The sequence below is a fragment of the Bacillota bacterium genome (assembly GCA_023511455.1).
Classification (GTDB): Bacteria; Armatimonadota; HRBIN16; order HRBIN16; family HRBIN16; genus HRBIN16.
Genome location: JAIMBJ010000003.1, coordinates 102282 through 125196, shown reverse-complemented (window position 1 = coordinate 125196; position 22915 = coordinate 102282). Strand labels below are relative to the sequence as shown.

Here is a 22915-nt window from a genome sequence, read left to right as displayed (position 1 = left end):
TGTTCCCTCGTTACGCATCCAGTATACCCGCCTCCGCTTCCATTTCGGTAGCAATGCGGGGTTTTTGCGCTACCCGTATCCTCTTCAGGTACCCGCACAGGAGGAACATGGAAAATCCTCTACAGAAGGTGGCATCCCACCAGCCAAGGGAGGAATGCACATGGGAGTGCACGATGCCAAGGCTTACGTGGGTTCGCTTTGCGAGATTGTGTGGAAAGACCGCATAGGAAACACCCACGTGACGCTGGCTACTGTTGAAGATGCCAGATATGTGCCGCTCTACGGTGCATACCTGATAACCGACGCCGAGGATATCCGCCTGGACCAGGTGGTCTCCATTCAGGTCGCAGACGCCGTGATGCGCAAGGCGGCATAATGAGAGGCATATCCCTGTCGCGTGCCGGCGGGTAGAAGCGCTGATTCTACCCGCCGTATCACATTTTCTAATCCCCACGCCTCATGGAGGAGGTCAACCGGCGGGTAATCTCTTCCATCCGGCGGAGGGTGTTCACTGCGGAGCGGCGGCGCTCCAGCGCCTGCTCGATCTTGAGCACCAGCAGTTCGTATACATCGACGCCCGGGATGTTCTTCTCCACATAGTCGAACGCGCCGCGGCGCATACACTCTACGGCGTTCGCCACGTTGCCGTACGCAGTGAGCACAATCACCTCGCTGAACAAGTCGTGCGCCAGCGCCGCCTCCAAAATGCGCACCCCGCTGTCGGGGTTCTCCATCGCCATATCGGTGATAACCACGTCGTACGCGGGGGACGCCTGCTTGATCTTCTCGATGCCATCGGTTTCCCCCTCGGCAACGTCTACCTGATAACCTTCGCGCTGTAGACGGCGTTGCAACGCATGGCGCACCTCTTCTTCGTCATCGATCACCAGTATCCGGTACATAGCACCTCCTCGCTATCGCTCTTTCACGTCCGTTTGCTCACCTGATGGCTTTCCGTTGACCGGAAGCAGAATATGGAAGCAAGCCCCCTTGCCGGGCACGCCATCCTCGTATACGAAACCGCGATGCGCTTCCACAATCCCCTTGACAATAGACAGCCCCAGCCCCATCCCCTTGACACGCGAGCTGAAGAAGGGCTGGAAAATCTTCTCCTTGATGTCGGCAGGCACGCCCGGTCCTTTATCACAGAACTGTACATGTACGAACTGCTTGTTGCGCGCCACGCCCAATCGCACGGGGAGGGCGCGCGAGTCCACCAGCCCGGTGCGGATGAACAGCTCTCCACCCTCCGGCTGGAAACTGAGCGAGTTCTCTATCATCTCCGCGAAGCAACGCTTCAGCTTCACCGCGTCGCATCGGATGTCCGGCAGCCTGGAGTCCAGCTCTAATTTCAGCTCCACGGGCCCCCGGCGCGGGAATATCTCCGCCACCGTCTGGGCGATGATGTTATTCACGTTGTCCACACCCGTGCTCAGGTGGGTAGCCATCACGAAGTCGCGAAACTCATGCAGAATCTCCTCCAGACGCGAAATCCCCCGCCGGATACTGCCGATGAGCTCGGTCAGCTCCTCGCGGTTCACCTCGGGCTGCTGCAGCAGGTATTCCACCTCGTTCAGGTCGCCTTTGATGGCAAAGGTGCGGTTGCCAATCATGTGCGCGGCTTTGGCAGACATCTCCCCCCACGCTGCCATTCGCTCGGTCTGCACCAGCCGATGCCGCATGTTCAGGCTCTCTATCGCCGAACCCAGCTGGCTGCCGATGGCGGAAAGCACCTCCAGCTCGTCGTCGGTGAAACAGTTATCGAACCACGGCGCTAAACTGCGCCTTCGTACTACCCGGATGACGCCAATCGTGCGCTCCCGCCCCCATACGGGAACCGCCAGAAACGCGCCGATTTGCTCCACCGGCATTTCAATGGCGATGCCCCGCCAGCGGGGGTCTTCGCGCGGGTTCGCAGTGCGCACAGCCTCCCCGTGTTGCGCTACCCAGCCGGTTAGCCCCTCGCCCAGCGGATAAGACACCTTGCCCACCTGCTCCTTCAGCGCACCGCTGGACGCGGCGAGGATCAGACGTTTCTGGTCGTCATCGATGAGGAACACCGAGCAGTCTTCAAAGCGCAATACCTTCGCCGCTACATCCAGCACCGTGCGCATCAGGTCGTCCAGGTCCTCCGAGGTGCTCAGCTCGTTGCCGATTTGCACCAGCGCTTCCTGTCGCACGCGGGACTGGTGCAGGGTTAAAGCCGTCAAACACAGGTCTGCCAGCAGAGCGACCGAGCTCACATCCTCCTCGTCGAAGGCATCCGGCTGGTCGGACTCGATGTTGATGACACCGCGCGTGCGCCCGTAAGCGTCCACAATGGGCACCGCCAGCTCGCTGACCACATCCTCGAAGAACTTCAAGTAGTGCGGGTCATGATTCACATCCCCTGTGCAGTAGGGTCGTTGTGTGGCAGCCACGTAGCCAGTGATGCCCTTTCCTTCCTCCTGCGCCACCTGCAAACGGCGCTGCCGTTTCTCCTCATCCCAACCCGGTCCCAGCGCGCTGTGGATGACCAGTTCGCCCGCGTCATCGTCTACGAGTGCGATGAAGGCACGAAAGCCTCCCACCAGCTTCATGCCCTCTTCCAGCGCGTAGTCCAGAAATCGGTCGATATCGGGTTGGGACACCGCCTGCCGTGCCACCTTGCCCAGCTGTTGTAAGGCCTGTCGGTATTGCTGCTGCTTGCTCAAAACGACGAACCGCTCCTTTTACCCTCTGAATCTGCACCTATCAGTATAACTGGAAAACAGGCAATTCGCAACGCTCTTGGAGGTTTTTCATTAACCTCGCCGCGGGGGAGGCGGGGCTGACGGCTTAACTAAGCTTTAATCCTCTGCCAGGGGATATTCCCTACCTCACGCGCCCCAGAAGCTGTAGGTGGGCAGGTCGTAGACCATACCCAGCAGGCTCCAGATACTGCCCACGATAAACTCACCCAGCATCAAGCCCAGGAAGAAAGGCTCGAAGCGGCGGTAGGTCTGCAACGAGCCGTAGCGCAGCACCAGCCACTTAATCAGCCACGCGATAAACAGCGGCAGCCACACGAGGTTCATGCTCCACGAGCCGGAGATGGCAAAGCCGATGGGATGAAATGGGAACCACAGCAGTTTCAGCCGCAGAAACATCAGCAACGAACAGATGCCAAAGCCAATCGCCATCGCCCAGTTCGCCTGCGGGTTGGGTTCGGTGGGGCTGGAAATCCATGTTGCCAGACGGTTGTACGCCTCGTTGCCGAACCAGATGCCCTGAAAGAACTTGGATGCTGTTCCCAGCTGATAGCCCAGATGCACAAACGCCCAGAACGAAGATAGCCCGCCTACCAGCACCGCCAGCATCAATGCGACCGCCATCCGCTTTTGCGAGGCGTTGACCGAACCGGCGATGCGCTGGCTCTCGATGACGATGGGAACCGGGTGGCTGCGATAGGCGCGGTTGAACCAGTAGAAGAAGTTCAACAACGCCAGACTGCGCCCATCCAGCGCGCCCGTGCCGAAGGCACGGGTAATCACATGGTCAGGTCCCGAGAAGTGGAGGTCATGCACGGGCGGACCCAGCTCCGCCCGCATGCGCATCACCGCCAGCGTCAACGCAAAATAGATAAGTACCGCCAGTGCCGCCCACACTGGCGACATCCCATAATACCACAGGAACCCCACCAGAAACGCCAGCCCACCCATCAGCCCCAGCAGTGTCGCCCGGTAGGACATGGCTTCCGTCTCATCCGTCAGCTCGCCAGCGCCGTGCCATGCCTTTTGCCACACCGCCTTCAGGTAGTGTCGCGCTGTCCACGTGAGGAACACCAGGATCGCCATGTATCCCCCGAACGCCTGCTCGCGGATGAAGGGGAAATCGGGGATGGTATCCCATGCCATGGCGTTCGAGATTACCAGCTCCGCCTTCCAGAACAGATAGAAGAACCAGCAGGAAAACACCAGATCCAGAGGCAGCAGATAGCCCAGCCCGATGACAAACGGATAGAACGAATAGGGCGTCCAGCCGATGGCGTTCCAGGGCTTCTGGGTGATGTAGGGCAGCAAATCCTGATGTTTGACGTTGATGGCGGGCAACGAGGGCACCAGATAGTTCAGCCCGTTCAGCGTGTCGATACCCCCTGCCAGCAGGATACCCGCCCACAGCAATCCGTTGCGCCAGAAGGGGACGCGCTCTTCGGTCATCTGCAGGGGCAGTATGACGATGGGGAAGGTCAGTCGCTCACGCTCCACCCACAGCTTGCGCAGCAGGTTGCTGAGGCACAGCATCACGAACAACAGCGCGAAGATAAAGACCATCCACCGCAGAACGGGCGGCAGCCACGCCCGCAGATGCTCCCAGCGATACAGCGTGTCGCTGCCCCGGTAGTAGCCCTGCAGGGCATCTACGTCGGTGACCATCAGCTCGCGCGGCAGGTATTTGCCGAAGGTGTTCAGCCAGCCGTTGGACTCGTTGCTGAACTGAAAGGGATGCCCCATCATCTGCACCAGCACGGGGATCATGTCCAGCCCCGCCAGTGCCGAACCCAAGCAGAGCATGGAGTATACCGTCAGGAGTTCGGCGCGATTGAGCGCAACGCGGGGAAACCACCGGCGCAGCGGCGCGTTGACTATTAGCAGCACCACCAGCAGGAACACACAGTTGGCAAAGATGGAGATAGTGGTGGGATAAGGACCGGTGCGCACCTTCTCCATGTACACTACCCAGTAATTGTTGGGCACGATGAGCACCAGCCCCAGCCCAATAGTCCACCAGCGGATGTGGAGCGTGGCAGGCACCCTCTCCGTCCGCTCCTCAAGCGCACCGGTGATTTCTGGCTGGGAGACCATCGCCCAAAAAGCCCTTTCCCCTTCCTGCATTCGTGGTAAGCGGGCGTATCGTGTAAGATACGCCCGCGTGTGTCGCTAACGAGGTGCAGTTGACGGTGCGCTGCCCGCGCCTGCTCCCTGTGGCATGGTGACGCTTGGTGGAGGTTGAAGCGGGCGGGCGGGTTGGTCAGACTCTTTCGTCGCGGTCAGGTACCAGTACGCTCCGAAGATAAGTCCCAGCACCACCACGACAACCACTACCGCCACCACCGGCGACACCTCACGCTTCAACGGCGATGCCATCTCGTCCTCCTAGTCGCCCGCCTGCACCGTCCACTGGCCCCAGCGCGTGGACGCCTTGCGATAGTACTTGGCGTGCCCATCGCCGTGCGTGGCGTTGAAGCCGTCAAAGTGCCGGTACACGATGGTCGGCGGTCCCCACCACACGTTCTGATGGTTCCAGATGGGGTCGGCGTCGCAGTCCGCCCATGTCTCGGGCCACGAGCCGTCCATCAGCAGGATGGTGCCCGCAGGCTCCTCCACTGCGCCTTCAGACAGATAGTGCTTGAAGCCAAACTTTGACCAGCTCCAGTTGGGATTGGGGTCGGTGCAGGGCCATGCCCAGATGCTGTTCCACTTGTAGCTGAAGTAGTATCGCCCGTTGCCGGGGTCGCCCCAGCCGCAGGTGCCGGGTTCATCCATCGTGTTGGGAGCGGCGAAGGTCGTGTACTCCCGCCCGGAAGGACATACTTTCAGCTGGCGGTTCTTCACGTAGGGCATGTGCAGGTCGGGGAACCACACGAGCTGATTGCAGTCGCCCCAGGCACCGTAGTAGATGAACGGCCCGGAGTAGGTCTCGTCATAGTCCTGCTTGTACATCTGGATGGCGAGACCAAACTGCTTCATGTTGGACAGACAGCTTGCCGCCCGCGCGCGCTCGCGCGCCTGTGCGAACACCGGGAACAGGATTGCCGCCAGTATCGCGATAATCGCGATGACGACGAGCAGTTCGATGAGCGTAAAGCCCTTGCTCCGAGACGTGTGACGCATGGTGTATCCCTCCTAATCGCGATAGAGTGTATGATGCAAAGGCGGCGCGACCGTGGCGCGCTGGATGAGCGTGGTGTGCACCGTGTGCGACAGCGCCACCGGCTTGCGTTCCAGCATCGCCAGCAACATCTCCACCGCCGATTTGCCAAGCGCCTCGTAATCCACCCGCACGGTGGTGAGCGGCGGGTCGGTAAACTGTGCCAGCGGCACATCGTCGTGCGATACCAGGGAGACGTCCTCCGGCACGCGCAGCCCCATCGCCCGCACCGCACGAAGCACCCCAATTGCCAGCACATCGGTTCGCACGAAGGTGGCAGTTGGGCGGGGTTCCCCCTGCAGCAGTTGTTGGGCTGCCAGCGCACCCTCCTCCGGCGTCCTGCCCGCGTACACGATGTGCTGGGGATGCACCTCTCCACCGTGCCGTGCCACCTGCTTCTGGAACATGGGCAATACCGGGTCCGGCTCGATACTGCCGATATAGCCCACCCGACAGTGTCCCAGCGAACACAGCAACTCCGCCACCTGCGCAATGCCCCGCGACAAATCCAGCGTCACACAGCCCACGTTGGGCAGTGGCGGCGGCGGATGATGCACAATCACCACGCAGAAGGTCTTCTGCGTGACCAGCTTCTGCAGCCAGTCCACGCTCACATCGGGGTCGCCTACCACGATGGCGCCATCCACCGCCCGTGAGTGCGCCCATCGCCGCAGCAGGCTCTCGCGTTCGTGCACCACTCCCACAGGGTTCAGCAGCAGGTTATAGCCGTGTTGGGTCAGCACCCGCTGGATGCCCCGCGCCAGCGCAATCAGGAACATATCGGAAAGCACCTCGGTGCGCCCCAGATACTCCAGCCCGATGGTGCGGCTGCGCCGGTGCGCCAGGTTCTGCGCGTGCAGGTTGGGCGTAAAGCCCAGTTCCTCCATGCGCTGCAGCACCATCTGGCGCGTCTGCGGACTGATGCGCCCCTTGCCGTGGATTGCCCGCGAAACGGTGGCGCTGGACACCCCGATTTTACGTGCGAACTCCTCAATGGTCATAATTGCCCTTTTTCGTTGTGTAAGCGTTTACGCATCTACTATAAATAATCCGCGCAGACATGTCAAGGGGTTTTTGGGGGAACGGCACGAAAATTTTCGCGCTGGATACTCTTATCTTGTCTTGCAGGATCTCCGCAGGGCTAACAGAGATTCAGGACAGCGGGGCGGTGTTACTCCGCCCCGCTGTGGGTCAGTCTGCCAGTGGGCGTTATTCATCCCCCGCGACCATCGCACCGCACTGCGCGCAGCGGGCGGACACACGCCCTCGCCGTCGTCCGGGCAACCGCGCCAGCCAGCCACAGTGCGCCCACCTCGGTTACGGTAGCGGCAGCCTGCGCCACACTGTCTCATCAGCTGCAACCTTCCACGTGATGCGGTTCCCCTGAACCGTGCCTTCGGTCTCTCCGATACGGCGTGCCAGCACTCGGTATGCGTCCAACCGCGAAAGCTCGATTTCCCAGTGAACGGCGCCACTAACATGAGACCCGCGGCTGTTAACGCCTGTCTGATGGCAATAACGCGACGCGCACGCCTTCTAATTCGCCCTCTACCTCGGACCCCGGGGTTACAGAACAGTCACTGGCCCCCTAGGTTACGAACTCCTCTACCACGAATGTACTCGCCAGCTTATCGGGCCACCCCTGCCATTCCTTGTCCAGTATGATAGCGAGAAAGCCGAGGTAGAATATCGGGGACGAGGGAAACTTGCCGATTATCGCGCGCAAAAGCATCGTCCCAAACTTGGCGCGGTCTCCATCCGCTTTCATAACGTACATTCTCAAGACCTGTTTACCTGGGGTGGTACGCTGGGCGAACAGCCACAGCGCCCAGAACACATGCGCCAAAAATGCAAAACAGCATGACCAGCGTTCCTACCCCGACGGCAACGCCCGCCGCTGTCTCGCTGCCGACGGTTTCGGAAGACGCCGCTGCCAACCCGAGGGTCAGCCCACCGCCGCCGCAGATGATAATCCAAATCACCAACGTGGGTATGAGCACATCGAAGAAGTAGGCGCCGAGGCGCTTACTCGGCGGAGCCAGTCGCACCTCCGGGTTGAGCAGGTTGACGCGGCACAGCGGACATCATCGTGTCCCAACGGGCACCTGATTGTGACACACGGGACAGGTGTTCATGTGGTAACCTCCTAATAAGTGTACTGGGACGTGGTTTCCCCCTGGAATTGACCGTAGCGATACCGGATCACTAAATTCCGCGTTCTCCCAGCCGGTTGTGGATCAGGACTGATGAAGGTAATTTGGATCGCTCCCTGCAACTGACGCGAGATTCGTCGGTAAATTACCTCCAGCTGGTCTGAACTGGGAGCGAAGAAATAAAGCCCGCCTGTTTCATTCGCCAATCGTTGCAGAGAGGATGCATCCACATCACCCAAGCCAACCGTGAAAACAGGGATACCTGTTTGCGTGGCGCGAGTAATTAGGTCATCGACGCTTTTGTCACTGTTATTGTCTCTGCCATCGGTCATCGCGATCACAGCCTTTGCTCCCTGCTGCCGAGCGGTAGCCTCTAGACCGAGCCATATCGCCGAATAGAGCGCTGTGGCGCCAGCCGCGCTACGTCCGTTTATCGCAGCAAGCAAGGCGTTTTTATCCTGAGTGAAGTCTTGCGAAAGCTCTATCGAGTGGTAATAGGAGAAGTTGATAACAGCTCCATAATCGCGATTGCCCATCAGGTTCACGAAAGTAGATGCGGCTTGCTCAAGGTCTGCATTCGGTTGGCCCGCCATACTGCCACTGCGATCCAGCACCAGGCACGCGGACAGGTCTGTTGCGCCTTGCGTGATCACGCGCACATCCGTGATGATGGCTGGCACGCCGTCTTCCCAAATTTCGAAGTTGCTTCTATTGAGGTTGGTAATAGGATTGCCATCTTGGTCGCGTATCAACTCCAACACCAGCACCAGCGGGAAGAAGTCGGCTAGGACCTGGTTCACCCGAATGTCTACGCGAGCGGTTCCGGGGTCGGGGGTTCCTGGTGCCTGAATTTCAACCGTTGCGGTGACTACACTTTTATACATCACATTATGTGCTGTTCCATCGTGCCCGCTCCCGAGCAGGTCGCCCCCCCGTAGATCAGGATGGTTCAATGGTAAGCGATGGACATTGTGGTATTTGGTCGTCGGAACCCTTCGTGCTTCCGCGCTGAAGGTGATGCCTTGGCCATAGGGGATTGCCACGCTGATACGCTCTTCCGTCGCCGAACCGCTCCGATCCTTCACATAGGCGAAGGCTGTTCTCGCTTGCTGGTGGTGCGCATATATGATGATGCGATTGGTTCCATCCGGTATCAGCCGCGTGCGCGGCCAACGAATGATGAAAGCAGCAGTCGCACCTAACTGCTCTGTGTCGGGATCGGTCGGCGAGTGAATCTTTCCCCCTCCGCCGCAACCGACAGGGATTAATACTGTACTGAGCAAGAGCAACCACCACGAGGCAGTACGAAGTGTGTTTTGCATCGCCATCATCCTCCGCTATCGTATCACGATGTTCGTGTTATCTATGACACTAGGAACTAGGGCATCTTCTGCGCCCTTCTTCGGCACTTTGATCTCTGAGTGGTTTTGGTCGAGCAAGAAATTCTGTGTGCCCAGCACCCAGTATGCGCCTTTCAGTTTTGTGATGTCACCCCATCCCTGATTCTGCATCACTTGGCGTGCCCAATCATTGTCAACAGGATTAGGCGATACTAATGGCGCTGCGCTGTACACGGCAACGATTCCATCAAGCAGCAGCTGCGTGTTGTATACATGTGTAGAAGCCCACATACCTACGGTGTAGCAACTTCGCGAAAAACATTTCCCCAAATAGTCCTCAAATTTAGTTCCGGCAAACACTATGTACACCGTATTCTTAGCAGCGGGAGTGTGGTCATTCAGTTTGTCCAAGAAAGAACTGCCGGGTTCCAGTAAATCTTTCACACCATCCGTATTGAGACCTCTTAGCCACGGAATAGCGTTATAGAGAAACCAATCCCACTTTCCTGGCAAATTTGTTGGGTCATCGATAGGCACCCCAAGGTGGGGTGTTCCGAAAGTAAAAAGCCTCTCTACAAATGGTGAAGCACCCTCCTTTTCTAATGCCCACCGGGCTACTAGGCCTCCCATACTGTGTCCGTAAAGATCTATCCGAGCCGGTCTGTCAGCCTTTTTCAACGCTATACCAACTTCGATACCAAGGTCTTCGCCGTTTTCATCAATGTGTCTACTCCAGTCGTAATCAAACCCCCAAATTTCGTCATAGACACGGTAACCATGCAGAACTTTGGCAAGATCTAACATGTTATCAATGTCATTTTTCATACCATGCAAAAGGATGGCAATGCGCTTATTGCTCCAAACTGGATTGTCAGCCCGCCATTTATGGCTTGGTGGGTCGTATTTAACCAGTCCTCGAGGACTGATTTGGGCAGGTTTGCTGTTGTACGTGTACATTCCTGTTGTTAACGAGTGCAAATACGGCGGTTGCGAGAGCCGCTCAAGAAGCTTTTTAATGTCTTCTTGGGAGAGGTCAATCCTCAATTCCTGACCAACTTTTGATGTGTGCCAGCCCTTGAGCACAACGGCAGGAGTTGTATTTTTGTTCTGTGGAATTGTGGAAAACAAGTACCACATATCACCACTTTGGCGTGATGCTTGGAGAGTTAATGATATAGATATGTTCCCTTGTTGACCAGAAGGGGTGTCTTCAAAGTCCATCCGGACAACGTAGCTGGCGGGAGCTACACCTTGGGGAAGATTGCCCGCTGCTACCTCCGGTGGGTAGACTTGAACACGAAGTTGAGTGGCGGAATCGAATGTACCCGGCGCGACTTCCACCTTCGCGCCGTACTGTTGGGGGGTCTCAATGGTGGTGCCTTCAGGTCCAACAACGCGAGTGGTTTCCCAAAGCGGTTTGGGTGGTTCGTTTATACCAGCACCCCCTCCGCAACCATTAGTCAGCCACAGGGCGAGCACCAATACGCTTGCGGCCCAGACTTTGCCCATAGTGCGCAGCGCTTGCATTTCTCTCCCCTCCCTTATCGAATGTAACACCCATCTCGGATTACTGCGAACCGGCTTGCCCGGCGACTACTCTTGTGTCAACAAATCGAAAGGTTGCTCTAAACTGCAGCAGGTGCTTATAGAATACAGCGCGACACAGGGAACGTCAATACGTTTTAGACCCGTCTTTTCCCTTAACCATTGATAACCGATAAGTACACTTTCGGTCCGATTGTTTATCATCGCAAGAATGAAATAACAGAGACGGGTCGTCCTCTCACTCTGGTGCTATTTATCTGCGCTCGCTATGCATCCGATATTTCGATGCGTTTGACCTGCTTATTGAGTATTTGCCTGACCACAGTGATTGCGTCGTCTACTGTGCTGGCTCTCCCCACGTAGCTACCCTTCAAGTAAACCTCTCTGCTGTCCGGATAGTACGTTGCCTCGTGCCAATGACCGTCCTTGTCTTCTAATCCGATCTTCTTCTTAGCCATTCTGAGTACCTCCGATGAGAGACTTCGCTGCCTCCAGTTCGAGAACCCGTCTGGTTGTTCGTGGATGAGTCGCATATAAATCATGGAGGAAACCAAATAGCGGTGGCATCTGCCGCTCCTGCTCGGTAAACGCCTTGACAGCGGTCTTGGGTGCCAGATAGATGCTTCCCGACGCCAGAGCGATTAGTCCTCTGCGGGCAGCTTCACTGTCGCCGCACAAATACAACCCGATTCGGTCCGCCGTCAGCTCACATGCTCGAGAGTAAGCAGCGCCAAAGAACGGGATGAACATGGCTGGCTTCAGCAAGAAGGTCTTCCACCAGGCAAGGTGCCCCACGGCATGATGCCCGAGCTCATGTCCTATCACCATACTCAACTCCTTGAGGGAACCATGCGCCAGCATCACGTCGATCAGAGACGAATACAAGATAACGTACTTCTTCGAGACAAACTTGACGGCAAGTGCATTTATCGCCCCCTGACTGTTTATAACAAACACCTCGGGGATACTAGCGAGGTTCAAAACTCCAGCTTGACTCTTGACAATCGCATGAATCTCTGGATACTGCTCGTCGCTTACCTTCACCGCGTTGCCCAGTAGCTCCGCCCTGAAGAACTGCTCCGCAATCCACAGTACAATCGCGAATGGAATGACAAACCAGATCAACATAAGAAGAAGCGGGAGCAAAAGCAGCCACACGATGGCACCTATCACCGCTCCCACCAAGAGGTACGTCTGCTCTTTCGGGTGGCGTAGAGCCGATATACTGAGCGCTTGCGAAACGCTGGACATCATCCTACCTCCTCCGTATAGGTCCTTTTAATTTGCAGCGGGTACTGGCATCGTACAACACCACACAGAGAAACGTCAATACGTTTCAGACCCGTCTTCTTCCCTTAACCATTGATAACCGATAAGTACACTTTCACTTTGCATAATGCACAGAGAACAGCCCCTCCGTGCAGGAAAACATGCAATGAGTGGCGTAACAGACCACAGGAGGTGACAATCATGCCTTTCCAGGTGCGATTCACAGTCCCAGACGACTTGCCCGTGTGCGTCGCACTTTGCCAAGCTGCGCAGCTGGAAACACCAGGCATGCAGCAGTATCTCTCGCAGATATGGCAGCAGTGGCTGCAACAGGGGCGGGCAATCAGTGCGGTGGTGGTAGATGAGCAGGATCATGTGGTCGCCTTCGGATTGAGTGCAGCGGTATCGGAAGGGTTTGTCCAACACGTGCGTAATGACAGGGGAACCATTGTCCGTGCCGTGTTTCGTTACCCTGACACCGCTTTTTACCCCAGCGAGTTCATCCGGGCGCACCGCGGTCATGGGGTCGGCCTCATCGCCTTCTACGGCTGGCGAGAAGACCTCAGTGAGAGCCAGCTGGAACAGCTGCATCGACCGCTAATCGCCAGCTTCCTGCATCTGCATCAGGGGCTTCATCTACGCTCTATCACCAAGGAGGTATACGGTGAACAGGCGCTGCAGGTGCACCTGCGCATGGGCTTTCGGCTGTTCCACCAGACGCAGGCGGTTTCGTTGCGGACACAAAGGCGGGAGGGCTATCTCATCGGTGTAGACCGTCACGACACCCCGGCTCAACCCGGCACGTTCCTGCATCACTTATTCTCGCACACAGCTCCCGCGCTGCAGCTACGCCGCGAACAGATGGAAATGTTGCAGCTGGCACTCTTGATGGCAATGAGCGATGGTCAGATACACGAAGTGATTAAGGTCCGATACATTGAGACAGTCTGGTTGCGCTGGCACCGCGTGTACGATGCCTTCGACCGCGCGGGCATCGCTTGGCGGCATGGGGGCAGGAACCACAGGCGGAGTGACCTGTTGGAGACGGTACGACGCCAGCCGAACCTGGTCTTCCCACTGGTCATCGGCAAGCGGTTTTTCAGTCATCCCGAACTGGCGCGAAAGTATCCTATCCCCTGCTGCTGAAGCGGGATACGCCCCGTGCGGCTAATCCGTGGCGCTGGCGTCGGCGCGGGTGTGGGTGTGGGTGATGCCGAAGAAGGTCTCCAGAATGTGCCGTGCAATGGGTGCCGCCACTGCACCGCCGTGTCCACCCTGTTCCACCACCACCGCCAATGCGATGCGCGGGTTGTCCATCGGGGCGTAGCAGATGAACCAGGCGTGCGGCTCGCGACGGGGCGGGTCTTCAGCGGTTCCCGTCTTGCCCGCCACGGCAATGCCCGGCAGATTCGCCGCATGAGCCGTGCCCCCTCGACCCGCCACCGCCGCCCTCATGCCTTCTTCAATCCAGCGCCACTGCTCCGGTGTCAGCGGTATCTGTTTCAGCACGGTAGGCGGGGTATCTATCGTTGTGCCGTCCGGTCGCACGATACGCTTCACCACAAAGGGCTTCATCACCGTCCCTCGGTTCGCCACCGCCGCTGCCACCAGCGCCATCTGCAACGGGGTGGTTTGCACAAAGCCCTGCCCGATGGAGGCGTTCACCGTGTCGCCGTCGTACCAGCCTTCCTTGTAGCGTTTTTTCTTCCACTCCGGCGTGGGGATGTTGCCCTTGCTCTCGCCGACGAGGTCGATGCCGGTCAGCTCCCCCAAGCCGAAGGCGTGCGACATCTCCGCCAGTTTGGGCATGCCCAGCCGCAATCCCGTTTGATAGAAGTAGACATCACACGACGCAGCAATCGCCTTGATAAAGTCTGTGGCATTGTGCCGGCGATGGCAGCGGAACCGCCACTTTCCCAGCTGCAGAGCGCCGGGGCAGTAGAAGCCCGTATAAGGCGTAATCGCCCCGAAATGGAGCCCCGCCGCTGCCGTCACAATCTTGAAGGTGGAGCCGGGCGGATAACGGCTGCCGATGGCGCGGTTCTGCAGGGGGTGCAGTGGGTTGTTCGCTATCTCACGCCAAACGTGCGGTTTCACCCCGCGCGCAAAGGCGTTGGGGTCAAAGCGCGGAAAGCTCGCCAGCAACAAAACCTCGCCCGTGCGGGGGTCCACAGCGACCACTGCCCCCACTCTGTTCCCAAAAGCCTCTTCAGCGGCTCGCTGCAACTGTTTGTCGATGGTAAGCATGACCGTCGCGCCCTGCTCGGCAGGCACCTCTTCTATTTCACGCCGCTGCCGTCCTCGCGCGTCCACCTCCACCCACTTGCCCCCCGCCTTGCCGTGCAGCCACACCTCCTGCACCCGTTCCACCCCCATCTTTCCCACGTACTCCCCGGGTGACACTCCTACTTCGCGCAGGGTTTGCAGTTCCTTAGCATCTACCTCTCCCAGCATCCCCAGCAGGTGCGACGCCAGCTTGCCATCGGGGTACCACCGTACCGGCTGTGGGCTAACATCCACCCCGCGCAACCACAGGCGGTTCTCCTCGATGCGCGTCACTACTTCCAGAGAGATGCCTGTTGCCAGAGGAACGGGATACAGCCGCTGGGCGCGCTGTTTGGCGTTGCCCACCACCTGCAGGATGTCCTCCAGAGGCATCTCCAGAATCCGGCTTAAGCGATACAGCACCGAGTCGTCGTTTCCCACCTCCGCCGGGATGATGCTGACAACAAACTCGGGGCGGTTCATCGCCAGCGTGCGTCCGGCGCGGTCAACAATCATTCCTCTGGGCGCAAACAGCCGGATAAACCGCTTGCGGTTGCTCTCCGACTGCGCCAGCAGCTGCTCGCCCATCGCTATCTGCAGATACCACAGGCGCAGAACCAGCGCCGCGAAGCCCAGAACGATGACCGCCAGGTACAGCTTGAAGTGGGGCACCTGAGGAGATGCAGGTATCTCCACCCCAAAACGCCCGCGCATGGCTACTCCTCTCCGGGAGGCGGACGGTGTAGAGGACACCGCTTCCGGGGTGCTTTGCTGGCAGCAAAACTCTTGATGACCACCTCAGGGCAATAGCGCGTCGCCAGCAGACCAGAATCCGCACAGATTCGAACCTTTTCCTCAGCCGGTGGAGCAACCACCTTGGGTTCGGAAAGACGCGGCTGCACAGGTGCGGTCACCGGCGGTGGCTCGCTCACGCGGGGCTGCAACATCGCCGGCTCACCGCCAGAGACGTTACCCGGAGCGGTCATCGCGGGCGGGGGCACCGGCTCCGGCGTTTGCGGGGCAGTGGTGGCAGGCGGTTCGCCTTCAGACGACGGGCTGGCGGTGCTGTCAGGAACGTCCGGGCTGGAGGGCTGTGGTGAACCGTGCAGGGTGCACGGCTGTGCAGGCTCCTCACCGCGCCGGAACGTAAAGCGATGCGTGTGCGGGCAAGCGGGCGTAGCTATCATGCCGGTGTCGTCGCACAGGGTCAACGTGATAGTATCCACGCTCTCCGGTTGCTGAGGCTTTTGCGGCACGTCGCCCGGCTCGAGCTTGCGAAGCCACTCTTTCTGCAGGGGCACCGCCCTGCTCATGAACTCCTTCCAGATAGGGGCGCACACCGTACCGCCGAAAACGCGAGGCATTGGCAAATACGCCTTCTGCTTCTTGACGGGGTCCTCCACCTCACGCGCCACCCACACGGCGGTGACCAGCTCGGGCGTGTAGCCAACGAACCATGCGTCACGTCCTTCATCGGTAGTGCCCGTCTTGCCCCGTGCTTCGGGGAAATCATGCAATACGCGATAGGCGGTTCCGCCGGGCGTGCGTACCGGTGCCTTCAGCAGGTCGTCCATCGTCTTCGCGGTGGATTCAGGGATAACCCCATACGTTATCTCCGGGGCATTTTCCTGAATGATGTCGCCTTCGCGATCTCGCACGCGCACGACGGCAACGGGCTCGCAGCGATTGCCCCCCGATGCAAACACGCCGTATGCTACCGCCATCTCGATGGGACGCACCGCCGACGACCCCAGCGCGAGGGAAAGGTTTGGCTCCAGTGGTGACTGAATGCCCAGCTTGCGTGCGTAATCAATCACTGTCTGTGGTCCCACCATCGCAATGGTCTTCACTGCCGGAATGTTGATAGAGTAAGCGATAGCCTGCCGCACCGTTACCGAGCCGCGGTAGCGACCATCTGCGTTCTTGGGACGGTAAGGCTTTGGATAGGAAGGATAGCTGACAGGCGCGTCCACAATGCGCGAATCAGGAGTCAGTAAGCCCCTGTCGATTGCCGCGCAGTAGACAATGGGTTTGAAAGCCGAACCCGGCTGTCTTCTGCCCTGTGTGGTGGCGTTGTACTGTGACCTGCTAAAGTCCACTCCGCCCACCATCGCGCGAATGAAGCCGGTTTGCGGGTCGATGGCGATTATCGCGCCCTGTGTAGCGCTCCCCCTACCGTACTTCGCCAGTCCTTCGCGTAACGCTTGCTCTGCTGCCTGCTGCATTTGCCAGTTCAGGGTGGTCTCTACGGTCAATCCCTCCCTGTAAATCTGGTCTTCACCGTAATCCTCCATTAACTGCTTTAACACATGGAACACGAAGTAAGGCGCTTTAAAGCTGATTCCCTGCCGTCGCAGTGGCACCACGCGAATCGGCTCGCGCTTCGCTTCCTGATATTCCTGCTCGTTGATGAACCCCAGCATACGCATCCTTTCCAGCACCCTATCCCGTCGGCGCAACGCCAGCTCGGGGTTCTCGTGGGGTGAGTAAGCGGATGGGCGACGTATTACTCCCGCCAGCAGGGCACACTCGGCAAGGGTCAGCTTGTGAAGAGGTTTATTGAAGTACACACGGGCAGCTGTTTTAGCACCATATGCTCCGCTACCGAAGTAGACCTCATTGAGGTAGGTCTCCATAATCTGCTCTTTGGTCAGGTGTTGTTCAATCTGGAGAGCAAGAAGTGCTTCCTGTATCTTGCGGTGGAAAGTCTTCTTTTGCGTCAGGAAGGCGTTCCGTGCTAGCTGCATGGTGATGGTGCTGCCCCCCTGAGCGTACCTGCCCTCGCGCAAGTTCACCCAAACCGCGCGGAATAGCGCTCGTGGACTGATGCCTCTGTGCTGATAGAACTGGCTGTCCTCGATAGCCACTACTGCATCTATGAGCGGCTTGGGAAACTCCGACATCTTTGCCAGCTCACGCCGTTCGTGGGTCAGGGTTGCCAGCACCACCCCGTCCTGTGAGAGAATGCGGGTGCCTACATACGGCTTGAGGTTTGCAATCTGTTCACTGCTGGGCAACAACTTCGACACCTGCACCAGCAGCACCACCAGATACCCGCCGCCTACCACAATCCCCAGTAACACCAGGAGCAGGAGATAGATGAGCAGACGCTGCCAAATCGGGCGACGCCGCCTGCGAAGTGGGCGGGTTACCGGACGTTTTCGTGGTCTTGAAGCCATCGTCTCTCCGTTGGTGCGACTTTCAGCCTCTCCCGCTCTCATTATATCCCAATCTCGTGTATCGGGTATATCATTGCACAACCTGCCCACAGTTTGCAAGGCGCGGCGCGTCGCCCGGAGGTGGAACCGCCCCTGACCGACCTCGCCCCCGCCTAGGAAGGCGTCCGGTGGATTTATTGAACACCGCCCTGCAGATACTTGACAACAACAGCCTTTTGCCGATACAATGTATTGCGTTGGTTTGCGCAAAACTTGGTCTGAGGTGAGGAAACATCAGAACGGATCTGCGGATCAACGAGCGCATCCGGGCACGCGAGGTGCGCGTCGTGGACGAGAACGGCGTGCAACTGGGCATTTTGCCCACCCGCGAGGCACTGCAAATCGCGCAGGAACGCGGATTGGACCTTATCGAGGTCGCCCCTCAGGCTAACCCTCCCGTGTGTCGCATCATGGACTACGGGAAGTTCAAGTACCAGCAGGCGAAACGGGAGAAGGAAGCCCAGAAAAAGCAGCACGTCACGGAAGTGAAAGCCATCCGGGTGCGTCCCGGAACGGACGACCACGACCTGGACTTCAAGCTGAATAATTGCATCAAGTTCTTGAAAGAGGGCGACAAAGTCAAAATCACGGTGCTCTTCCGCAGCCGGGAAATCACCCGCCCCGAAATGGGACAAAAGGTGATGGAGTTTTTCGCCAACGGCTGTGCCGAGGTCGGCGTGGTGGAAAAACCTCCCACCATGGAAGGACGCACCATGACGATGGTGATTGCTCCCAAACCGAAAGGCAAGTAGCGAGCAGACCGATTGCTGGTAAATGTGAATGGGGGAAAACTCCCCCATTTTTCACGCACTACTCTGCTAAGGAGATGAGCCGTATGCCGAAACAGAAGATGAAAACCCATAAAACGGCGGCGAAGCGGTTTGCCCTCAGTGGTAAGGGCAAACTGATGTGCCTCAATGCTGCCAACAGCCACATGTTCCTGCACAAGAGTGGCTCTCGTAAACGCCGGCTGGAAATCGAGAAAGAGGTCGATAAAGGCAACCGCTGGCGCATGAAGCGTCTGCTGGGAATCTAACACGGAAGGGGGTCAACAACTATGCCTCGTGTCAAACGCGGCACAATAACCCATAAACGGCATAAGAAGATTATCGAACGGGCGGAAGGTTACTGGGGGCGAAAGAAAAACGTCTTCCGCCGTGCCAACGAACAGGTAATGAAAAGCCTGCAATACGCCTACCGCGACCGTCGCGTGCGCAAACGGCAGTTCCGCAGGCTGTGGATTACCCGCATCTCCGCTGCCTGCCGTGCCGAAGGCTTGCCCTATAGCCGCTTCATCGAAGGGCTGGCAAAGGCAGGTGTCGCACTGGACCGCAAGGTGATGGCAGACATGGCGGTGAACCAGCCCGAGGCTTTCCGCGAACTGATAGAGATAGCACGACAACACGCCACGTTAGCAGCGGTGGGGTAGCGGTGGAAGAGCGTATCCGTACGCTGATAGAGGAAGCAACACAAGCCATCCTGTCCGCCAGCAGTACAACGGAACTAGAAGCAGTGGAAACACGCTTTCTGGGGCGCAAAGGGCAGGTAACCGAACTGTTACGCGCCCTGCCCACCCTGCCCCCGGAGGAACGTCCACGCTTCGGGCAGATGCTCAACTCCGTTAAGGCGCAACTCCAGACACAGATTGACCAGCGCCGCGCGGAGCTGCAAAGGCGTGAACGTGAAGAACGTCTGCGCGCCGAGCGAATAGATATTACCCTGCCGCCTCGCCCCCTGCGCGTGGGTCTCAAACACCCATTGACCCAAACGATGGAGCGGGTGCGCGCCGCGCTCATTGGACTGGGCTTCGAGTTCGTGGACAGCCCCGAGCTGGACGACTATCGCTACAACTTCGCTGCACTCAACTATCCCGATGACCACCCGGCGATGGACGAGCAGATGTCCTTCTATATCTCGGATACCCGCCTGCTGCGCACGCAGACCACCAGCGTGCAGGGGCGCGTGATGGAGAAACGCCAGCCGCCGTTCCGCATCGCGGTCATCGGGCGGTGCTTCCGCAACGAAACGGTAGATGCTACCCATCACCATACCTTCCATCAGGTGGATGCCTTTATGGTAGACAAAGGCATCAGCATGGCGGATTTGAAGGGAGTGCTGGCGGCGTTCGCGCGGCAGATGTTCGGTGAAGACGTGCAGGTGCGCTTCCGTCCCGATTTCTTCCCCTTCGTGGAGCCGGGCGTGGATTACGCCATCTACTGGCAGGGTGGATGGCTGGAACTGGGCGGCGCGGGGCTGATACATCCCAACATCCTGCGTGCGCACGGTATCGACCCCGAAGAGTGGACGGGCTTCGCGTTCGGGCTGGGCATCGAGCGTATCCCCATGATTCAATATCAGATCGATGACCTGCGGCTGTTTTTGGAGAACGATTTGCGATTTTTACAGCGATATGGGGCGTAAGCCATGCGTGTGCCGATAGAGTGGTTAAAGGAATACGTGGATGTGCAGGCGTCGCCGGAAGAGCTCGCTCACCGTCTGACAATGGCGGGACTGGAGGTGGAGGCGATTGAACACGACACCGGCGAGCCCGTGCTCAATGTCAAAGTCACTCCCAACCGCGGTGACTGTCTGTCTATGGTGGGCGTCGCCCGGGAGGTAGCAGCGTTGTACGCTCTGCCCCTGCACCATCCGATGCCTGCCGCACGTACCACCGAGCCGGGCGAAGCGGCACAGGTAGCAAAGGTGGAAATACTCGATGACGACCTGTGCCCGCGTTACGCCGCGCGCGTGGTACGCAACGTACGCATCGCCCCCTCCCCCGCGTGGATGCAACAACGCCTGCTGGCGGCAGGCATGCGCCCCATCAACAACGTGGTGGACGTGACCAACTATGTGATGCTGGAGCTGGGGCAGCCGTTGCACGCCTTTGACCTCGACCTGTTGCCCAACGGGCGCATCGTGGTACGTCGTGCCCGACCGGGCGAGAAAATCGTCACGCTGGACGGCGTCGAGCGCGAGCTGCAACCGGATATGTTGATGATTTGCGACGCCACGCACCCGGTCGCAGTCGCCGGAGTGATGGGCGGCAGCGAGACGGAAGTGACCCCAAGCACACGCAACGTGCTGCTGGAGTCGGCGCACTTTAATCCCACCTCCATCCGGCGCACCTCGCAGCGACTGCAGCTTTCTACGGAAGCCTCTTATCGCTTCGAGCGCGTGGTAGACCCCGGTGGTGTTGTTGCTGCGCTGGATAGGGCGTGCGAACTGCTGGAGCAAATCGGCGCAGGCGAAACCCTCTCCGGAGTGGTGGATGTCTACCCGCGTCCCGTCTCCGAGCGAACCGTGACCCTGCGCCCCGCACGCTGTAACCTGCTGCTGGGGATGAATCTGGACGCACAGACCATGCTGGATTGCCTGCGTCGCCTGCAACTGCAAGCAGAGATGCGGGACGGAGTCATCCACGTCACCGTGCCTACCTTCCGCCCCGACCTGAACATTGAAGAGGATTTGGCGGAGGAGGTGGGACGGGTCTACGGCTACGAGAACATTCCAGAGCGGCTGCCTTTCGGGCATACCCATCGCGGCGGCGACAGCCCGAATACCCGCCTCATCCGCCCTCTGCAGGAGGCTTTCGTACGGGCAGGGTTGATCGAGGTGCATACGCACACCCTGCGTGCGCCGGGTCCACTGGATGACCCCAACCGCACCCCCGTGCGCGTGCGTAACGCTGCCAGCGAGGAGCTCAGCACCCTGCGCAACTCGCTCATCCCGTCGCTGATGGACGTGGTTCTGCACAACCTGGCGCGACGGCAGACGGAGATTTTCCTGTTTGAGGTGGGAGCGGTCTTCTCACAGCTTGCCGATGGAGACTACGCGGAGACGCTGAAGGCGGGATTTGCTATCACCGGGTCGGTCTTTCCGCCCGGATGGGACGCCCGTTACCCTGCCGCCGACTTCTTCACCGCGAAGGGAGTAGTGCAGACCCTGCTGGAAACGGTCGGAGTGGCAGAAGCCGAGTATGAGGCGCTGGATGACCCGCGTTTCCATCCCGGTCGCAGCGCACGTGTGCTGGCGGGCGGACGCGAGCTGGGCATCTTCGGCGAGCTGCATCCCGACGTGCTGGAGCAACTGGACATCACGCGGCGCACGGTGCTGGCAGGGGAGTTCGATGTGCAGACCCTGTGGTCGCTAGCGGAGCGGCGCGTGCGCTATGAACCCCTGCCGAAGTATCCGGCGGTGCTGCGCGATCTGGCGGTGGTGGCGGCAGAGGATGTGCCTTACCAGACCGTCGAGCGCACGGTGAAAGAGGCAGGCGGCGTGCTGCTGGAAAGCGTGCGGCTGTTTGACGTCTATCGCGGCGAGCGCATCCCGCAGGGCACACGCAGCCTCGCGCTGTCTCTCACCTTCCGCAGCCCCGAACGCACCCTCACCGACGAGGAAGTGGACGAGATCGTTGCCCGAATCGTGCGCGCGCTGGAGGAAATCGGCGCGAGGTTGAGAACGTGAAAGCGGGTGAACTGGAATGCGTCCTTCTCTGGAAGAGCGAATCAAGCAACTCCCTCCTGACCTGCAGCAGGAGGTTGCCGATTTTGTAGACTTCTTGCTGCAAAAGCGCCGACGACGACATCCTCAGCCACCGACTTTTTCGTGGGCTGGGGCACTGGCAGACTTGCGCGACGAGTATACCTCCGTCCAGCTACAGCACGAAATCGCCCACTGGAGAACAGGCAACGGTGAGGTTACTGATTGATACGAACATCTTTCTGGAAATACTGCTAGACCAAGAGCGTGCAGAGCAGGCACGCCGTCTCCTGAGAAATGTTCATGCCCACGAAATGTTCCTGACAGATTTTACGCTTCACTCTTTGGGCGTGGTTCTATTCCGCAGGCAACAGCATCAGGTCTTCGTGGACTTTGTCCACGACATGCTCGAGCGAGCAGGGCTTCAGATGTTGAGCCTGCCGCCAAACATGTTTCAACGAGTCGCCTCAGCATCTCAACAGCATGGGATTGACTTCGACGACGCCTACCTCTACGTGGTGGCGGAAGAGTTTAACCTCGAGATTGTGAGCTTCGACACCGACTTTGATCGGACGCCAAAGGGCAGAAGAACACCAGAAACGGTCTGAGAACCACATAGCATACAGAGTTCTCCAAGAAAAATACGGGAACTTTGCGGCTACTTTTAACGGTACTAAAAGTATGAACCCGACGAGCGCCATCTCGGTCAAACCGCTGTTCTGGCTGCTGGTGATTGGTAGCCTGAGCGTGCTTG

General features: G+C 58.7%; 23 protein-coding genes and 1 pseudogene. 11 read left to right on the top strand and 13 right to left on the bottom strand.

The genetic code is table 11. From position 1 onward, the window contains the following. Positions 1 to 160 precede the first annotated feature (160 nt). Positions 161 to 376, top strand: a complete 216-nt coding sequence (locus K6U75_03025) for a hypothetical protein (GenBank protein ID MCL6474015.1) — start codon at positions 161 to 163, stop codon at positions 374 to 376. Between the two features lie 67 nt (positions 377 to 443). On the opposite strand, the gene K6U75_03020 is transcribed toward K6U75_03025, so the two are convergent. The 6 genes and pseudogenes from K6U75_03020 to K6U75_02995 form a co-directional block, all read right to left on the bottom strand. After that, the gene (locus tag K6U75_03020) at positions 444 to 902 is read right to left on the bottom strand and encodes a response regulator (GenBank protein ID MCL6474014.1); all 459 of its coding nucleotides are present in this window, start codon (positions 900 to 902) and stop codon (positions 444 to 446) included. Positions 903 to 914: 12 nt separating this feature from the next. Continuing rightward, positions 915 to 2693: a GAF domain-containing protein gene (locus K6U75_03015; protein ID MCL6474013.1), complete on the bottom strand. Its 1779-nt coding sequence runs from the start codon at positions 2691 to 2693 to the stop codon at positions 915 to 917. 165 nt (positions 2694 to 2858) lie between these two features. Further along, positions 2859 to 4772 (bottom strand): hypothetical protein, encoded by a 1914-nt coding sequence (locus K6U75_03010; protein MCL6474012.1) that lies wholly within the window; start codon positions 4770 to 4772, stop codon positions 2859 to 2861. 126 nt (positions 4773 to 4898) lie between these two features. Further along, positions 4899 to 5105 carry a hypothetical protein gene (locus tag K6U75_03005; protein ID MCL6474011.1) on the bottom strand — a complete coding sequence of 69 codons (207 nt, stop codon included), beginning with the start codon at positions 5103 to 5105 and terminating at the stop codon, positions 4899 to 4901. A gap of 552 nt (positions 5106 to 5657) precedes the next feature. Continuing rightward, positions 5658 to 5852, bottom strand: a pseudogene (locus tag K6U75_03000) (DUF1559 domain-containing protein). A 12-nt stretch (positions 5853 to 5864) separates the two neighbouring features. After that, positions 5865 to 6890, bottom strand: a complete 1026-nt coding sequence (locus tag K6U75_02995) for a LacI family transcriptional regulator (GenBank protein ID MCL6474010.1) — start codon at positions 6888 to 6890, stop codon at positions 5865 to 5867. A 116-nt stretch (positions 6891 to 7006) separates the two neighbouring features. On the opposite strand from K6U75_02995, the gene K6U75_02990 reads away from it, so the two are divergent. After that, a complete protein-coding gene (locus K6U75_02990) occupies positions 7007 to 7276 on the top strand; it encodes a hypothetical protein (protein ID MCL6474009.1) in 270 nt (89 codons plus the stop codon). Between the two features lie 201 nt (positions 7277 to 7477). On the opposite strand, the gene K6U75_02985 is transcribed toward K6U75_02990, so the two are convergent. After that, positions 7478 to 7735, bottom strand: a complete 258-nt coding sequence (locus K6U75_02985) for an RDD family protein (protein ID MCL6474008.1) — start codon at positions 7733 to 7735, stop codon at positions 7478 to 7480. A gap of 14 nt (positions 7736 to 7749) precedes the next feature. Here K6U75_02985 and K6U75_02980 point away from each other — a divergent pair, with 14 nt between their 5' ends. After that, a complete protein-coding gene (locus K6U75_02980; protein ID MCL6474007.1) occupies positions 7750 to 7902 on the top strand; it encodes a hypothetical protein in 153 nt (50 codons plus the stop codon). 133 nt (positions 7903 to 8035) lie between these two features. On the opposite strand, the gene K6U75_02975 is transcribed toward K6U75_02980, so the two are convergent. The 4 genes from K6U75_02975 to K6U75_02960 all read right to left on the bottom strand — a co-directional run bounded on the left by K6U75_02975 (position 8036) and on the right by K6U75_02960 (position 12055). Beyond that, on the bottom strand, positions 8036 to 9364 hold the full coding sequence (locus K6U75_02975; protein ID MCL6474006.1) for a VWA domain-containing protein: 1329 nt from the start codon (positions 9362 to 9364) through the stop codon (positions 8036 to 8038). Positions 9365 to 9379: 15 nt separating this feature from the next. Next, a complete protein-coding gene (locus K6U75_02970) occupies positions 9380 to 10909 on the bottom strand; it encodes a hypothetical protein (protein ID MCL6474005.1) in 1530 nt (509 codons plus the stop codon). A 284-nt stretch (positions 10910 to 11193) separates the two neighbouring features. Further along, complete coding sequence (locus K6U75_02965; GenBank protein MCL6474004.1) at positions 11194 to 11385, bottom strand: hypothetical protein; 192 nt, start codon at positions 11383 to 11385, stop codon at positions 11194 to 11196. Next, positions 11378 to 12055 carry a M48 family metallopeptidase gene (locus K6U75_02960; GenBank protein ID MCL6474003.1) on the bottom strand — a complete coding sequence of 226 codons (678 nt, stop codon included), beginning with the start codon at positions 12053 to 12055 and terminating at the stop codon, positions 11378 to 11380. The genes K6U75_02965 and K6U75_02960 overlap by 8 nt, the downstream gene beginning before the upstream one ends. A 342-nt stretch (positions 12056 to 12397) precedes the next feature. On the opposite strand from K6U75_02960, the gene K6U75_02955 reads away from it, so the two are divergent. Further along, positions 12398 to 13342, top strand: a complete 945-nt coding sequence (locus K6U75_02955) for a hypothetical protein (protein ID MCL6474002.1) — start codon at positions 12398 to 12400, stop codon at positions 13340 to 13342. Between the two features lie 21 nt (positions 13343 to 13363). Here K6U75_02955 and mrdA read toward each other — a convergent pair whose 3' ends face one another. Together mrdA and K6U75_02945 are read right to left on the bottom strand one after the other, a co-directional pair. Next, positions 13364 to 15175, bottom strand: coding sequence for a penicillin-binding protein 2 (gene mrdA / locus K6U75_02950; GenBank protein ID MCL6474001.1), 1812 nt, complete (start codon positions 15173 to 15175; stop codon positions 13364 to 13366). 2 nt (positions 15176 to 15177) lie between these two features. Then, the gene (locus K6U75_02945) at positions 15178 to 17640 is read right to left on the bottom strand and encodes a PBP1A family penicillin-binding protein (protein ID MCL6474000.1); all 2463 of its coding nucleotides are present in this window, start codon (positions 17638 to 17640) and stop codon (positions 15178 to 15180) included. Between the two features lie 272 nt (positions 17641 to 17912). On the opposite strand from K6U75_02945, the gene infC reads away from it, so the two are divergent. From infC to K6U75_02910, 7 genes are all read left to right on the top strand, one after another. Next, on the top strand, positions 17913 to 18431 hold the full coding sequence (gene infC / locus K6U75_02940; protein ID MCL6473999.1) for a translation initiation factor IF-3: 519 nt from the start codon (positions 17913 to 17915) through the stop codon (positions 18429 to 18431). Positions 18432 to 18514: 83 nt separating this feature from the next. Beyond that, entirely contained in the window at positions 18515 to 18715 is a 201-nt protein-coding gene (rpmI, locus tag K6U75_02935; protein ID MCL6473998.1) for a 50S ribosomal protein L35, read from the top strand. A 21-nt stretch (positions 18716 to 18736) separates the two neighbouring features. Next, positions 18737 to 19108 (top strand): 50S ribosomal protein L20, encoded by a 372-nt coding sequence (rplT, locus tag K6U75_02930; GenBank protein ID MCL6473997.1) that lies wholly within the window; start codon positions 18737 to 18739, stop codon positions 19106 to 19108. A gap of 2 nt (positions 19109 to 19110) precedes the next feature. Further along, on the top strand, positions 19111 to 20100 hold the full coding sequence (gene pheS / locus K6U75_02925; GenBank protein ID MCL6473996.1) for a phenylalanine--tRNA ligase subunit alpha: 990 nt from the start codon (positions 19111 to 19113) through the stop codon (positions 20098 to 20100). A 3-nt stretch (positions 20101 to 20103) separates the two neighbouring features. Then, complete coding sequence (gene pheT / locus K6U75_02920) at positions 20104 to 22146, top strand: phenylalanine--tRNA ligase subunit beta (protein ID MCL6473995.1); 2043 nt, start codon at positions 20104 to 20106, stop codon at positions 22144 to 22146. 16 nt (positions 22147 to 22162) lie between these two features. After that, positions 22163 to 22390: a DUF2281 domain-containing protein gene (locus K6U75_02915; protein ID MCL6473994.1), complete on the top strand. Its 228-nt coding sequence runs from the start codon at positions 22163 to 22165 to the stop codon at positions 22388 to 22390. Further along, complete coding sequence (locus K6U75_02910) at positions 22374 to 22769, top strand: PIN domain-containing protein (GenBank protein ID MCL6473993.1); 396 nt, start codon at positions 22374 to 22376, stop codon at positions 22767 to 22769. The genes K6U75_02915 and K6U75_02910 overlap by 17 nt, the downstream gene beginning before the upstream one ends. Positions 22770 to 22915 lie beyond the last annotated feature (146 nt).